Below are 15,923 nucleotides of genomic sequence, written 5' to 3' on the forward strand. Positions count from 1 at the left end.
GGGTATTATTTTAAGAAAAAACTTTGCGAATAATATTTTTTGCTGCTTTCCCATCTTCCAACTGGCAATATTCCTCATAAAACTTGTCATACTTAGATTTATACTCTTTTTGCACTTTGTCGATATGGACGATTGACTCCAGCAATTTCTGTTCAGTCTGCAGGACAGGTCCCGGCAAGTCTTTCTTCATATCCAAATAGAACCCTCTGATATTCTCTTTATAGAGTTCATAATCATAGGCATAGAAGAGAATAGGTTTTTTAGAATTTGCGTAATCGAAAAATACAGATGAATAGTCAGTAATCAATAAATCTGCCAATGTATATAACTCTTGAATATCATCATATTTAGAGAAATCATATACAAATGAACGATGCCTTTCATTGATTTGTAAGGAGTCAGAAACCAAATGGTGCATTCTTAAAATCAGAACATATTCCTGACCTAAAGTTTGATAGAATTTCTCCAAATCAAATTGAAGCTGGAAGGAATGTTCCCAGGAATTGACCATTTCATTGTCTCTCCAAGTAGGCGCATAAAGAATAATCTTCTTATCTTCAGGCAGATTCAATTTTTTCTTCAGTTGCTTCACCTGCTCCTCTAAATCAGGACGATAAAAAAGATCATTTGCCGGGTACCCAAACTCGAGCATTTCTTTATTAAATTTAAATGCACGTTTAAAAATCTCGCTTGAATAATGGTTCGCCGCAACCAAATAGTCCCAGTTCCTGGATTCAATATAGAAGTTTTCTCTTGCCAATGTTTCCGGCCCTTCAATATCTATATCAAAGCCCAACTTTTTCAACGGAGTTCCATGCCAAGTTTGAATATAGACATTTCCTGCTCGTTTTCGATGAACAGGTAATATAATATTGCTTACCCAGTATTTAGAGCGCGCCAAATATTTATAATAATCTTCCGAATCCCTATTAACCAAAATTGGCTTTCCAGGAATCACCTCTGGGTTATCACCTGAATAACTCCAAACAAAAGTAAATCCCTTGAATCTTGGATCCTTTAACATTTCTTCATATAAGTATTTGGGATTACCTGAATAGTTTTTGCCAAGGAAACTCTCGAAAAATACCATTTTTCCGTTCATAGACTCCAACTCGCAGGTTTCATTATAGACACTTTTTCCTTTAGCAATCGTGTAGGTTCTCTCAAACTGATTTTGATCCGTGTACCAAAGCGCCATGCTATTGCTTCCCATAGTTGCGTAAAAAGTAGCCACATGATTATTGAAGTCCTTCACTTGAATGATGTACCGTTCTTCTTCCCTTGGAAATTCGCGATAGCTCTGCAAATTTACCAGCTCTTTATAAATGACATTTGAATTCTCATCTCTTAATTGCAGCGATACATCCCATCTTGAATTCGTAATTAAATCCTCTTTTAATTTTTCAAGGAATATAATGCCCTTGAATGTATAAGTATTATCCCGCTTTGATGACGGCAGGATATCGCTTTTATAGCCATATGTTTGATTTGTATCTCTCCTAGTTAAAAGGAGTTCAGCTACTCGGATAGATTGATTCTTAAAGCTTTCAATCCTACCCTCCACAAAGAAATTCTGTCCTACACTTTTCAAATCATCTACCTTAACATCAAATGCCACTTGTTTGATTTGCATGGATAGGTTATGTTGAATTGTCTTTTGAATCATGAACTTTTCTTGCTTCTCTTCATCCACATACTGAATTTGCTTCAGCTTATTATTAAACCTCGTTCGCTTCATGAATCGTTTGGATAGTATGAAACAGGATAGATAGAAATCGAACTTACCATTTGCATTCAATTCCAACAATTCTTCCAGTGGAATTGAAATCTCTTTATTAGTAAGCTTTTTATAAATCCGTCTACCGGATTCGCGATCCTTAATCATCACGTAACGCGTCAACGAACTAGGTCCAATTTTATATTGGAGCAATAGTCGTTTATCTGATATTTGTAAATCCTGAATACGATGATTTAAATTTATTAAACTTATCAGTTTATTAGCCACTTTTCGCATTAATTAAATCTCCTCGCAGCTTCCCCAAAAATTTTGTTAGGTTATTCCCGAATCATTTGTATATATCTGTATAATAAGATTGATACTCACCGCTCGTAACGTGATCCATCCACTCTTTATTATTCAAATACCAGTCAATGGTCTTCTCAATACCAACTTCAAATGTTGTTTCAGGTGTCCAACCTAATTCTTTCTCTATTTTTTGAGGATCTATACCATATCTTCGATCATGACCTTTGCGATCCTCTACAAAAGAAATAAGATGTTCTCCAATCTCTTGGTCTACGTTTTTGTTTAAATAATTTATTATGGTTTCGACTAATTGGATGTTTGTACGTTCATTATGACCGCCAACATTGTATACCTCGCCTATTCTTCCATCTTGCAATACCATGTCGATTGCCTTGCAATGATCACCTACAAATAACCAATCTCGGATATTTTGTCCATCTCCATAAACAGGGATATCGTGATGATTTAAACAATTGTGAATAACCAACGGAATTAATTTCTCAGGGAACTGGAATGGTCCATAATTATTGGAACATCTTGTAATGCAAACAGGCATTTTATATGTATCGAAATAGGCTTTTACCATCAAGTCTGCAGATGCCTTACTTGAGGAATAAGGACTATGCGGATCAAGCGGTGTAGTCTCCATAAAATAGCCTGTTTCTCCTAATGAACCATATACCTCATCGGTTGAAACCTGTAAATATTTCTTACCGTTCATATACTGATCATCACCAATTAACCAAGCTTCTTTCGCAGCATTCAACAAGTTCACCGTTCCTAAAACATTTGTCTGCACAAATACTTCCGGATTTCTAATGCTGCGGTCCACATGAGACTCAGCTGCAAAGTTAACAACATAATCAATATCATGTTCAGCAAAAATTTCTTGAATCGCTTTTTTATCACATATATCTACTTGCTTAAACTGATAATTAGGTAAATGTTCTACTTCTCTAAGATTTTCTAGATTTCCTGCATAGGTAAGGCTGTCTATATTAATCAGTTGGATATCCTGATATTTTTTCATCATAGATAAGATAAAGTTGGATCCAATAAAGCCTGCCCCTCCGGTAACTAAATATGTTTTCATATAGATTTACATCCTCCAATTAATAGGTACTTACGTGATTGCTTTTTTCCGATACCGTCTCTGCCAAATGATAAAGATACTGCCCGTAATCCGTCTTTGCCTGAGCTTCCGCAAGCTTGAGCAATTTTTCCTTATTGATATATCCCTGTCTGTATGCAATTTCCTCAATACAGGAAATATACAAACCCTGCCTGTTTTGCACGGCCTCCACATAATTACCTGCCTGCAGCAGACTACTATGGGTACCTGTATCCAACCAGGCCATTCCACGTCCGAGAATTTCAGTCTTCAGTTCACCTTTTTTGAGATACACTTCATTAATCGAAGTAATCTCAATTTCTCCTCGATCGGAAGGCAACACATTTTTTGCAATCTTTACCACTTCATTATCATAAAAATAGAGGCCTGGAATCGCATAATTAGATTTAGGATTCTCCGGCTTCTCTTCCAGGCTGAGAACTTTGCCGTTTTCGTCAAATTCAACAACGCCATAGGCACGCGGATTACTTACATAATATCCAAAAATGACAGCACCTTTTTCTACAGCCACAGCCCTCGATAATGCCTCAGTTAATCCTTGCCCATAAAAAATATTGTCGCCCAGAACGAGACAAACACGGTCGTCCCCTATAAATTCTTCACCGACAATAAACGCATCAGCCAAACCTCTGGGTTCTGTCTGTTCTATATAAGTAAATTTCATCCCGAGGCTGCTGCCATCCCCTAATAACCGCATAAATTGTGGTTTATCATCCGGAGTGGAGATAATTAAGACTTCTCTGATGCCTGCAAGCATCAGGACAGATAACGGATAATAAATCATTGGCTTATCATAAATAGGCGTTAATTGTTTTGATATTGCTTTTGTAATAGGATAAAGTCTTGTTCCAGATCCTCCAGCCAAGATAATTCCTTTCATTCGTCAATTCACCCTTTTTCATTTTTTTTGCTAACTAAGATACTGAATGATATTTATAATCTTCATATGAAAATAGGTATCTAATTTTTGAATTTCACCTAATAAATAGGCAATCTCTCATGATGTTAAATAGCACGAAGAAGCGGAATGTTTACTAGTCTAGTTGTCTTTTCTTGATGGAGATTCGATTAATTAGCAGTTCTGTGATGGGACATACGACATTTTAAATGGATAAACAACAAATTCCAACATATTATAATGTTGGTTATTTTTTCCCTCATAACCTAAATAGTAATACGAAACCTGCAGAATTACAAAGCAAAAATAATTCTCGTATCATTCTGGCTAAAGATACTCATTGTGTATTCATGAGTTTGCTCGCCATATATACAGGAGGTCACACATTTCACAGGATATTTTCGCTCACCACTATTTTTAGCTCAATTATCGTAGATTTCGCTCATTCTAGTCGAAAAACAGATAAATTACATTTAAATAATCAAAAACAGGTATTTTGGACATCCCATCTCTTCTCCAAAACCACCCACCATCACTAATCAGCAATTTAGGAATTTTACTCATCTCATATCTTAATTTTTAGCTAATCAAATTTTCAATTCTATGTCATCGCAGCAAACTTGATTTACTAAAGGACTTGTCTATCATATAAAACCATAAGTGAAATACTTCTCATATTTCACAAAAGTTCCGCATAGATATGATGAGTATGCATATACGTGTTAACAATTTAGCTGAAATTTTCTCTAACAATTTATGAGTATTATTGATTCAATACTATTATCTTGGGGGATTTTGTAAGATTATATTGCTGTTTTTATTTTTTAGTAGAGGTTTTATCGCAAACCGTATATAATTGTTAAATGAGATAAGAACGAGTTCTGCATGAATGTAATAATCAAAATTATTTCTTTATCTCGTTTTAACATTAAACATCGTGGGTAAGTATTACTCAGATGTATATAGATAGAGGGTGGCTATTTTGTTATTGATCGCAGCTTTTTTAGTTGCCATATGCTTGACCATACTCATCACCCCTTATGTTATTAAATTAGCATTTAAAATCGGTGCAACCGATAAACCTAATAATAGAAAAGTACATTCTAAAATTATGCCAAGCATGGGTGGACTAGCTATCTTTTTAAGCTTTGCGATTACCATGCCTATCTTTACTCCGAACCTTGCAAGCTCTAAAACATTTACAGCTATATTGCTCGGGGCTTTTGTAATCATTATTCTTGGCATTTTTGATGATATATATGAGTTAAATCCAAAAACGAAGCTTATAGGTCAGATTATTGCTGCTCTTATTATTGTACTTGGCGGCAAAATCCAACTGAACTTCATCAATACTCCATTTGGTGAGCAGATTCACTTTGGATACTTAGCTATACCGTTGACTGTACTTTGGATTGTTGGGATAACAAATGCCATTAATTTAATAGATGGGTTGGACGGTTTAGCTGGCGGAGTTTCCACCATTGCGCTGCTCACCATTTCCGGTATGGCAGTCTTTAAAATTGGTGATATGTTTGTAGCATTGATTGCCTTGGTATTGGCGGGCAGTACACTTGGATTTTTAAAATACAACTTCTTCCCTGCCAAGATTTTTATGGGTGACACCGGTGCCATGTTCCTTGGCTTTATGATTTCAGTTATTTCCCTAATGGGATTCAAAAATGTAACAGTAATCTCTTTAATTATCCCAATTGTCATTTTGGGTGTTCCGATTTCTGATACATTTTATGCGATTGTCAGAAGGGCACTTCATAAGAAACCACTTTCTGCGCCAGATAAATCGCATTTGCATCACTGCTTATTGCGGTTAGGCTATTCACACCGAACTACGGTTCTATTAATTTATGTAATGGCAACTTCTTTCGGAGTAGCAGCGTTCCTATTCAGTATGGCCACTTTATGGGGTGCAATATTCCTCATTGCCGCATTACTGATTTGCCTTGAATTACTCGTTGAACGAATTGGCCTCTTAGGAGAGGACTATCGACCGCTCCATAAGCTTTTCGTAAATGTAAAAAATCGTTCATAATACTAGACTGATAGAAATAGTCGTCGTACATGTAGACTAACCTAAATAATTGAGATAATATAGAACACCTTCGAAATGGTACACTTATAAAAAGTGTTGATTCGGAGGTGTTTTTGCGTGGGCAAAAACGTTGTGTCTCAACTAATCGATTCTTTAAAAGGATTATGTTTACTCCGCTAAGCCAAAAATTCAGCCACATATTGCATAAAACAATTATGCTAATAGCTTGCTTCATTACAAACAAAATTACACATGAAAAAGACCCCCAGTTCAATTTGGGGGTCTTGTCCGTTATTATTCAACCGTTGTTGTATTGTCCAGTTCTTCTGTTTCATTAGTTACTGGTGTCGTGCTACTCGGCTGAACGTCTTCCTTTAGACCGAGGTGTACTTGAAGTTCATTCTTCACGGACAGAACAGACTCATCATCTAACTGGTAATAATAAGTACCGTTAATATACGAGTCAGCTCCTTCAAGATTTACATTCTCAATTGTTAAGCCTTTACCGCCTAAAACATAGCTTGTAAAACTCTTCATTTCTTTAAACGTCATATTCGTTGTCATATTATTACCGATACCCTCTATAACATCCGCATATTTTGTAAGAGATGAAACTGATGCTGCTTTCGCTGCGATTGCTTTCAGTATTTCCTGCTGTCGTTTACCACGTTCGATATCGTTATCAAGCTTTCTCGTTCGAGCAAGAGCTAATGCTTCTTCTCCATCGAGAGTTTGCAAACCTTTCTCGAGCTTAATGGCATTTTTCTGATCCTTGGAATTTTGCTCAGAGAATGTGTATGGCACCTCTACTTCAATTCCATCCAATGCATCAATAACGTCGACAAAAGCGTTAAAATTCATTTTTACATAATAATCTACTGGTATGTCCAGCAATTCTTCAACAGTATCAATTGTATATTTTACACCGCCATATGCATGGGCATGTGTGATTTTTGAATTTTTATCTTTTCCCGGAATATAGACATATGAATCCCGAGGAATACTTAAAAGTTTCACCGTTTTATCTTTATCATTAAACGTTGCCAGCATTAGCGCATCCGTTCTGGATCCTTTAGCGTTGTTCCTTACATCACTATCATCAACGCCCATAAATAATACGGAAACATTATCTTTTGCCGGGTTTACACCACGTTCACTGGAAGTACCGTCATAAGAATCAGACAGAACATTTGAAGCTTTATAGTATAAATATGCTGCATAGCCTCCTCCAGCTAAAACAACCAAAAGAACAGGAATTAATATCAGTGCCAGAATACGACGTTTTTTTAATTTTTTACGTCTTTTACGACGTACTGTATGCCTATTTTGCATCATCCTTCTCCTTCATCTATAGTAAAAAAGTGTTATCCAGTTTTTTATCAATTACAATTGTACCCTTTTTATCATATACAGTAAATTTATTTTTTTGTTACCTCTACAAATCTATACATTATTAACCAAATAATACTAAAAAACCACTTGAAACTAAGTTTACAAGTGGTTAAAAAGTCATTCATCTACCAGATTAGCTACCAATATATACCTATCAGGTGCGTCACCTATATAATCAAACGGATAACAAGTCGTTACAGTTAATGTCGGACGCGGTTTAGGAACAATCACTGTACGATCGTCAGCATCAACGATTCGTACTTTATGGACCTTATAGATAAATTCCCCTGCCGATGTTTTGACAATCAGTTTATCTCCAACTCCAACTTCACCAAGCTTACGAAAAACCGTATCACGATGCCCCGAAAGGACTGAATTATCTTTTTCTCCCGGGAGGACGCTGTCATCATAATGACCTACACCTTTTTCAAGCTCATCCTCATCCGTTCCCTCCACTATAGGCAAGGTGGCAGAGATTTTTGGGATAACCAGTTCTCCAAAGGTTTCACCGTCCTCCGGATAGTCCTTATAAAGCTCTTGTTCAGGCTCTTTTTCATTCTTGTTTTCGACAACAGTCGGCTCAGTTACCACAGTCTCTTTTACTTCTTCTTTTGGTGAATCTGCCGTTCTAAAAAAAGGGAGACTATACTTACTAACCAGCCCAATACCAGATATGATGAGCAAAAGCGCCAGAGAGAAGGATAATCTTTTTCTTTTCATTAAGCTGCATTCCTTTTTCTTTTAATTAATAGGGCAGAGCCAATACCAATTAATAGCATACCCGCGAGAATTCCTCCGGCATAATTTCCTGCTGTATTTGGCAATTTACCACCTTTGATGGTCCTGTCCACTTTTTTTGAAGGGTTTTTTACAGGATTTGCAATTGGCTTTGTAATCGGCTTTGCAATCTCTTTCACTTCATCTTTAATCAGATCAGAACCAAACATATCTGCTGTAATTATGATGTCTGCCAGAAAATTTCCGCTAGTGCTGTATAATTCAACCAATAAATCAGCACCATTTGTTGTTTCCAATACAAGCAATTCTTTTAAAGAAAGTGTTATTGTTTTCTCCCCATCTTTCACTAGATAGTACTTTGCTTTTAATTGAAGAATATCCAAAAGCTCTGTGAAAACAGAAGCTATTTCTTCTATTTGAGCTTGAGTTAAATCAGATGCACTTTCAAAATCAGGAAGTGAGTCTAATCTTTCTAAAAGTGCCATCATTCGCTTTTCTAAAGCAGGATCCTCAAAATCAATTGAGAGGACATGCTTGAGCAATTTTTCGATCTCTTCCTCTGTCAGCCCAAGTTCCTCCAGACCACCAGCAACTTCATCATAACTGCTATATTTAATGTATGCTGACTCTAAATCTTCAATGTACTCGTAGTTATCCAGGCTATCCCCATTTTTAGCCAGAAGTTGTTTTAACTCATCAAGAGTCAACCCGAAGTTATCCAAAAATTCATTTAAGCTTTCTTCCGTAATGGGAGTCTGTCTTTCCTCGAAGAAATACAAAATACCATTAAGTGCATTCAAATAAATAAAGGTTTCCTCAATTGTTTTGCCTTTTTCCAGTTCATCATATCCGATCAACATCTCAGTCAGTTCTTCACGATCATTAAATCCATACTCAAATATAAGCTTTTCTACACTTGCTTCGGTAAGCCTTGGACCTAAGATTCGTTTTAACTCGTCAACCGAAGTGATTTCTTCTAATTCATATTCATAGAAATAATGCAGATAATAGTTTTTGAATTCTTCAGCATTCTTGAAGCCTTCTGCTTTACTAAATGCCTCTAGATCTGCTTCTTTAATGGCCGCTAAACTGACATTTGGCTTTATAAAAGCCATTAACACTGTAAACATTACTAAAATCGCCAGGACACGTTTCATGTTCTTCCCCCTATAGTTCAACATTTAAAATTTGGGTAATACATCTACTCTATATCTATTTTTTCTTTACCTTTAATTTAATGGCCTTGCTTGTATTACCAGCCGAATCCTTCAAATAAACATGTAAAGTCGTGTTGGCCTTTTGTTTTTTTACTTTAATGGAAAACACCCCTGATTTAGCTGCCTTGCCTGAGCCAATCACCTTTTTCCCAACCTTAACGGTGACCTTAGTATTTGGTTCCGATGTGCCTTTTACTGAGGTTGATTGAATCGTAAATTTATTCACTTGCTTAAGCTTTGGAGCTGTCTTATCTTTAACCGTTACGGTTACTGCCGGACTTTTATTACCAGCGCTGTCTGTTACTTGAATGGTTAGCTTGGTGCCAGCCTTTAGCAGGGATTTCATTGAAGTCTTAAACAAGCCCTTTTTATCAGCTTTACCCTTAGCGACAATGGCACTCCCTTTTTTAACCGTGATAGTTGCTCCCACTTCAGCTTTACCTGTGATGGTTTTGCTATTGTCCTTTACCATGTTTACGGTTGGTTTACCTGGCGCAGTTATATCCTTTACCTTCCTATTTACCGGCCAGCTTTCATTTCCCTTTTCATCCACCAATTTGACTGAAACAGCCTGATTGGCTTTTTGCTTAGGAATAGTTAGCTTGACTGTGAATGGCCCTGTATAATCAACTGTTTTTAACTTTTTGCCGGAAACCAGGATGTTTCCTTTAAATGATGATTTATAAGATACGGTGACCGTTGTATCCTTATCCGTAATCTGGCTTACTTGTGGAGAAGCTAGTAAACGATACTTCAGTGCATTTTGGGCGTTTACTCTCTTATAGTGATAATATTTGTTCGTTTTTGGATGTTTCATGGCAGTGCCTGTCTGTTTTAACCGGTAAGCCACCTGTTCATTCGTCAAATGAGGCTCTTTAGCCAAAATTAATGCAGCTACGCTAGCGACCACCGGTGAAGCCATTGATGTTCCTGACATTTTTCCATATTTACCTTTAGGCAAAGTAGAGACAATCTCGCTTCCCGGTGCTGCAATATCAATCGTTGCTCCATAATTTGAATAATATGCTTTTGTATCATTTTTTGTTGTTGCCGCAACAGAGAGCACATTCTTGAAAGCAGCTGGATAACTCGACTCTGCTAATGATTCATTTCCTGAAGCAGCTACTATGAGGACTCCTTTTTTATAGGCAGCCTGTACACTTTCATCAAAAGCTTTTGAATACTGACTAGTCCCCAGGCTCATATTAATAATGTCAGCACCAGAATTCACTGCATATTGAATACCTTTAATAATGTCTGACGTAAATGCCATTGATTTAAAGAATACGTTAACCGGAATGATTTTTGTCTCTGGTGCTACACCTGTACCGCCAATTCCATTATCTATGGATGCTGCGATAATTCCAGATACATGCGTACCATGTTGATTAACAGGCATGGATGTTTTAGAACCAGTCAAAACATCATACGGTTTAATAAAGCGACCCTTCAGATCAGGGTGCTGTAAGTCAAACCCATCATCCAATACAGCTATAGTGGTTTTTGACCCTTTTGAGGAATCCCATGCCTGGCTTGCTCCAATTTTAGTTAAATGCCACTGCTTCGGAAATTCAGGATCTGTAGGATTCGCAAGCAATTGAACCTTATAATCAGGTTCAGCATAGAGCACACCTGGATTTTTCTTTATTTCCTTTAAAAATGATTGCATAGATTTATTCTTTGGTTTATCCAGTGTAATTAAATTAGATTTCTTCTCCAGATATTGAGCACCAAACTTCAAAAATTGATTGAGAATCTTAGAGTCTACCATTCTCACAATTACACGTTCATCAGCTCCCGCAGACTGTTGACCCTTTCCTGATGCATGTACCTGCGCTAGCGGGCTAATAAGGAGTGACAAAAATAGGACAAAAGCGATTATTTTTTTCATTTCTACTTCCCTTCCACATTTTCCGTAGTTACCTTCATTTTACCACATATTTATTTCTAAATTCTTACTAATTTACCATATTTCTGTCGAAATGTCTGTCTTACTACTTTTTCCTGTGTTACTATAAAATAGGAGATTAGTAGAAAGGGAGAGGTCATATTGAAGAAAAAAAAAGTAGTTGCTTTTGCAGCAGCAGCGATTATAGCGGCTTCTTACGCCGATTCTGCTTCCGCTGATTCCCATACCTATACAATCAAAAAGGGAGACACTTTGTCTGCCATTGCTAATAAAAGTGGGACAACAGTCGCAGCATTGAAGCAGCTAAATAACCTGAAGTCAGATCTGATATATCCTAATCAGGTTCTAAATGTAAAGAAAACCAGCACGACTCCAACTGTGAAACCAAAGGCAAAAACTTCGCCTGTAAATACATCCACAGCCAAAACATACAAAGTCGTTGCCGGTGATAATCTATCCAAAATTGCATCGAAGCACCAAATTACCGTAACCAATCTTATGCGCTGGAATAATCTAAAAAGCACTGTCATCTATCCAAACCAAGTGCTTAAGGTATCCAATTCAACTAATAATAATGGACCTGTTGCAGCACCGGCACCTAAACCTGCACCAAATACCAACGTTCAGCCTGCTAAACCACCAACCTCTAATACGAGCTATATTGTCAAAAAAGGGGATACATTAGGCCGAATTAGCAAAGCATATGGTACAACTGTTGCCCAACTCAAACAGTTGAACAACCTTAAATCTGATATGATTTATATCGGACAAAAATTGGTTCTTTCAGGTAAAGCTTCCACAAAGCCTGCTACTCCAGTGACAAAGGAAAAGGATGAGTTAAGCGGATCATCTGCCTTTGCAAAGAAATTAATTGAAGAGAGCAAAAAGGTTTTAGGTGTTAAATACGTATTTGGTGGAACTACAGTTAAGGGATTCGATTGCAGCGGGTTCATTTATTATGTGTTTAACAAAGCAGGACATAATATCAATCGCTATTCTGCTGCAGGTTATTATGACCGTTCTTATTATGTAGACACTCCCCAGCCAGGTGATCTTGTCTTTTTCGAAAACACCTATAAAAAGGGAATTTCTCATTTAGGCATTTATATCGGGAACAATCAATTCATTAATGCTGATAACAGCGGAGTTAGAATCGTCAGTTTAAGTAATTCCTATTATAAGAAGCATTTCTCAAGCTTTAAGAGATTTTACTAATAGAATTGAAAAAACGCCATGTAGCAGGCGTTTTTTTCATTACCATATACATACATAGACAATAGTTTTAAAACCATTTAATATATAATTATTGTGTGTATGACTTTTAATTACATGATGCTACTTGCAGAATTTAGCAAAGTTTGATATAAGTTAATATAATTGTATTAGTTGGTTTCGTCTCTTGGTATTTGGTTAAATATGTAATGAAGACTTTAAAACTACTACATGGGAGGAGACCCTTCATGAAGAAAGTAATCACTTATGGCACGTTTGACTTGCTGCATTGGGGACATATCAATTTATTAAGAAGAGCAAAAGAAATGGGTGACTACCTTGTTGTGGCCATCTCATCTGATGAATTCAATAAATTAAAAAATAAGAAATCCTATCATAGCTTTGAAAATCGCAAAATGATTCTTGAAGCGATTCGTTATGTAGACGAAGTAATTCCTGAGCATACATGGGAACAAAAAATTCAGGATGTTATTGATCACGACATCGATATTTTTGTTATGGGTGATGATTGGGAAGGTAAATTTGATTTCTTGAAGGAATACTGTGAAGTGGTCTATTTACCACGTACAATTGGTATTTCAACATCTCAAATTAAAGAAGATTTATTTGCAGTTAATAAATAAGCAAAAAACTATCCAGTGTGGTTGGGTAGTTTTTTTTTCGTCCACTCCATCAAAAACGAAGAGAAAGGCTCCCCGTTCTCCTCAGTCTTCCGTAAGCTTTAAATTATACGCCTACCTTCTCTTAAAATTATTTTCCTTACGCCTGAACATTCCCATTGCTGAATATACCACAGTCAGCGCAAAGATTTATAACCCGTTCTATATTTCCCTATAACTCAATCACTGGGTAATCAGACTTCCCCTCTTAGCTTCTAAATGAATAGCTGAACAAACAAAAAGCCCTGACAATAGCCCGAGCAAAATTCAATCATTTCAATACTATTTTTTGAGTCCCTTTTGAAAACTCTTTATAGATACTGTTTACGCGAACAAAGTTCTCTGAAGTGTTCGTTGCCTTATTATTAGCCAAATCTTTCAAGTTTTGTTTACTTAAACGATTATAGATTACCCCATATTGTGAACCCGGACCATCATTTTTCCACGGCATAAATTGCATCGCTCTTGATACTTTTTCAAATTTATTATTTTTAATCGTAGGATTGGAGGCACCGCTGACTAAAATACCTCTTTGCCCATTCTTTTTAGCATCCACATCAATAATCGTATTTCCAGTGATAATGGTGTTAGACCAGTTCATCACACGAATTGCATCTTTACGCATTTTTTTGATTGTATTGTTCTTTATAGCAACGCGATCGTGATATTTGCTGCCAGAATATTTATGTGTTCCAATAGCCCGATCTAAATTCTGAAATGTATTTTTTTCAATGGTAATATTTTTATTGGGAGTCTTATCATACTTACTCCATTTTTGATTCCAGCCATTTGTCGATTTATCAGGAGTATCGAGATTAATCGCTTCTTTATTTTTGTTAGCAGATGCTTTTGAATTAATAAATGTGTTGCCAGAAATAATGGCTTTTTCGGTTGCATCCATCTCAATAAAATGGCCGGAATACATATTTCGGAATGTAATTCCTTTAATGTTTACATTCTTATTATGTCCGGCGATAATAGCAAGGCTATCTTTTATATAGTTTAAATTTATGGTGGCATTGCCTTCACCGATAAAGGAGATATTCTTTTCTCCTTTGTATCCACCATAAACATCACTCTTACTTGCTTTAGCAGGACTGATAAATTGAAACATCGATTTTGACGCCTTAAATTTGGAAGTCCCGCTTTTGCTTCCTTTCACAAGTGTGGCTCCATTTTTCAAGCGAATGGTCACATTAGATGGAACATATAAAGTGTTAGAGATTGTATAGGTACCCTTCGAAAGCACCAATGTCCCTCCACCATTCTTTTCGAATAATTCCAAGTACGACCTAATCAAATAATAGTGTTTGGTTGAACTATTGTACGTAGAGTATCCTTTATATGATTTATCCTTCGGACTGCTTGATGGTGATATTGTGTATACCTTGCCTGCAGCGGATGCTGGTTCTGCCTGGAGACTAATTGGTATAGTCAGCAACAGAAGAAAAATCAGCATACATCTAGTAATACGCAAAGAATTCCCCCCTTTGATTGATCCTGATGGTTTTTAACTCGTTTTTATTTTACCATAATTTTCATGAAAACTAACTAGCAGCCTTCATCCCAAAGGTAAAAAAATTAAAAGATCACCATAAAAAGAAGACCTTTTGTATATACATTCCAACAATTTTCTACATTAAAACTTATTTTTATACATATATGCAGTCTATAAATGTATTATAATAGAATTTGTATTAAAAATATTTCAAAATGGGGTTACTTTATGCGGGCAGAAAAAAGAAAAGGAAAGAAAAAAAGGACTTGGGTTAAAGTCTTATTAATTGTGATAGGTCTTTTATTGCTAGCTGGCGGGGTTTATGCTTATATGGTCTATAATTCACTGAATAATGCTGTTGAAAGTATGCATAATCCAACCGAACGTGACGGTTCCAGCAAAAGAACTGAAAAAGTAAGTTTAAAAGATAAAACACCATTTTCTGTACTTCTACTTGGAGTGGATGAAAGAGAAGGGGATAGGGGTCGTTCAGACACGATGATTGTCCTTACTGTTAACCCAATCCTTGAATCTGTGAAGATGGTAAGTATTCCAAGGGATACAAGAACAGAGATTATTGGGAGAGGTACACAAGATAAAATCAATCACGCCTATGCTTTTGGCGGTGTTGAAATGTCAATGGATACTGTCGAAAACTTCCTTGATATCCCGATTGATTACTATGTAAAGGTCAATATGGAAGGCTTTAAAGAAATCGTCGATGCTGTGGGCGGAGTAACGGTTGTAAACGATTTAGACTTCACTTCTGAGGGACATCATTTTGCTGAAGGTACAATTGATCTTAACGGTGAAGAAGCATTGGCATATTCACGTATGCGTAAACAGGATCCACGTGGTGATTTTGGCAGACAATTGCGTCAGCGCCAGGTTATCCAGGCCGTCATTAATGAAGGAGCAAGCCTCACTTCACTAACCCGTTTCGATTCTATTTTTGATGCCTTAGGTGATAATGTTAAAACAGATATTAGTTTTTCTCAAATGGTCAGCATTCAACAAAACTACAAAGAAGCTGCCAAATCACTGGAGCAAATTCAGATAGAGGGTAAAGGAACAACCATTGATGGAATCTATTACTACCAAGTGTCCGATGAAGATAAAACTGAACTTCAAAATACTTTAAATAAACATTTGCAGGTAAATAAATAATAAAGAT

The 15,923-nt window shown here is 36.4% G+C and carries 12 protein-coding genes; 4 read left to right on the plus strand and 8 right to left on the minus strand.

Annotation, left to right across the window (positions count from 1 at the left end):
• Positions 1-10: 10 nt before the first annotated feature.
• Genes AC4D4A_RS05525 through rfbA form a run of 3 tightly spaced genes read right to left on the minus strand, consistent with a single transcriptional unit; the run spans position 11 to position 4,038 of the window.
• Complete coding sequence (locus AC4D4A_RS05525) at positions 11-2,014, minus strand: CDP-glycerol glycerophosphotransferase family protein (RefSeq protein ID WP_490994964.1); 2,004 nt, start codon at positions 2,012-2,014, stop codon at positions 11-13.
• 52 nt (positions 2,015-2,066) lie between these two features.
• Positions 2,067-3,119, minus strand: coding sequence for a dTDP-glucose 4,6-dehydratase (rfbB, locus tag AC4D4A_RS05530; RefSeq protein WP_490994965.1), 1,053 nt, complete (start codon positions 3,117-3,119; stop codon positions 2,067-2,069).
• A 19-nt stretch (positions 3,120-3,138) separates the two neighbouring features.
• Positions 3,139-4,038, minus strand: a complete 900-nt coding sequence (gene rfbA / locus AC4D4A_RS05535) for a glucose-1-phosphate thymidylyltransferase RfbA (protein WP_490994966.1) — start codon at positions 4,036-4,038, stop codon at positions 3,139-3,141.
• A gap of 1,009 nt (positions 4,039-5,047) precedes the next feature.
• Here rfbA and AC4D4A_RS05540 point away from each other — a divergent pair.
• Positions 5,048-6,103, plus strand: coding sequence for an MraY family glycosyltransferase (locus AC4D4A_RS05540; RefSeq protein ID WP_490995203.1), 1,056 nt, complete (start codon positions 5,048-5,050; stop codon positions 6,101-6,103).
• Between the two features lie 294 nt (positions 6,104-6,397).
• On the opposite strand, the gene AC4D4A_RS05545 is transcribed toward AC4D4A_RS05540, so the two are convergent.
• From AC4D4A_RS05545 to AC4D4A_RS05560, 4 genes are all read right to left on the minus strand, one after another.
• Positions 6,398-7,435: an LCP family protein gene (locus tag AC4D4A_RS05545; RefSeq protein WP_490994967.1), complete on the minus strand. Its 1,038-nt coding sequence runs from the start codon at positions 7,433-7,435 to the stop codon at positions 6,398-6,400.
• Positions 7,436-7,612: 177 nt separating this feature from the next.
• Complete coding sequence (locus tag AC4D4A_RS05550; protein ID WP_490994968.1) at positions 7,613-8,215, minus strand: class D sortase; 603 nt, start codon at positions 8,213-8,215, stop codon at positions 7,613-7,615.
• Positions 8,215-9,390 (minus strand): processed acidic surface protein, encoded by a 1,176-nt coding sequence (locus AC4D4A_RS05555; protein WP_490994969.1) that lies wholly within the window; start codon positions 9,388-9,390, stop codon positions 8,215-8,217. The genes AC4D4A_RS05550 and AC4D4A_RS05555 overlap by 1 nt, the downstream gene beginning before the upstream one ends.
• A gap of 55 nt (positions 9,391-9,445) precedes the next feature.
• Positions 9,446-11,341, minus strand: a complete 1,896-nt coding sequence (locus tag AC4D4A_RS05560) for a S8 family peptidase (protein ID WP_490994970.1) — start codon at positions 11,339-11,341, stop codon at positions 9,446-9,448.
• Positions 11,342-11,500: 159 nt separating this feature from the next.
• Here AC4D4A_RS05560 and AC4D4A_RS05565 point away from each other — a divergent pair, with 159 nt between their 5' ends.
• On the plus strand, positions 11,501-12,574 hold the full coding sequence (locus AC4D4A_RS05565; protein WP_490994971.1) for a C40 family peptidase: 1,074 nt from the start codon (positions 11,501-11,503) through the stop codon (positions 12,572-12,574).
• A gap of 245 nt (positions 12,575-12,819) precedes the next feature.
• A complete protein-coding gene (gene tagD / locus AC4D4A_RS05570; RefSeq protein WP_490994972.1) occupies positions 12,820-13,215 on the plus strand; it encodes a glycerol-3-phosphate cytidylyltransferase in 396 nt (131 codons plus the stop codon).
• A gap of 307 nt (positions 13,216-13,522) precedes the next feature.
• Here the strand turns inward: tagD and AC4D4A_RS05575 are convergent, their stop codons facing one another.
• Positions 13,523-14,728, minus strand: coding sequence for a right-handed parallel beta-helix repeat-containing protein (locus tag AC4D4A_RS05575; RefSeq protein WP_490994973.1), 1,206 nt, complete (start codon positions 14,726-14,728; stop codon positions 13,523-13,525).
• A 249-nt stretch (positions 14,729-14,977) separates the two neighbouring features.
• Between AC4D4A_RS05575 and tagU the strand changes: the two genes are divergently transcribed.
• Complete coding sequence (tagU, locus tag AC4D4A_RS05580; protein WP_490994974.1) at positions 14,978-15,916, plus strand: polyisoprenyl-teichoic acid--peptidoglycan teichoic acid transferase TagU; 939 nt, start codon at positions 14,978-14,980, stop codon at positions 15,914-15,916.
• The last annotated feature ends 7 nt before the right edge of the window (positions 15,917-15,923 follow it).

It is taken from the genome of Pradoshia sp. Z5_111 (assembly GCF_058267535.1).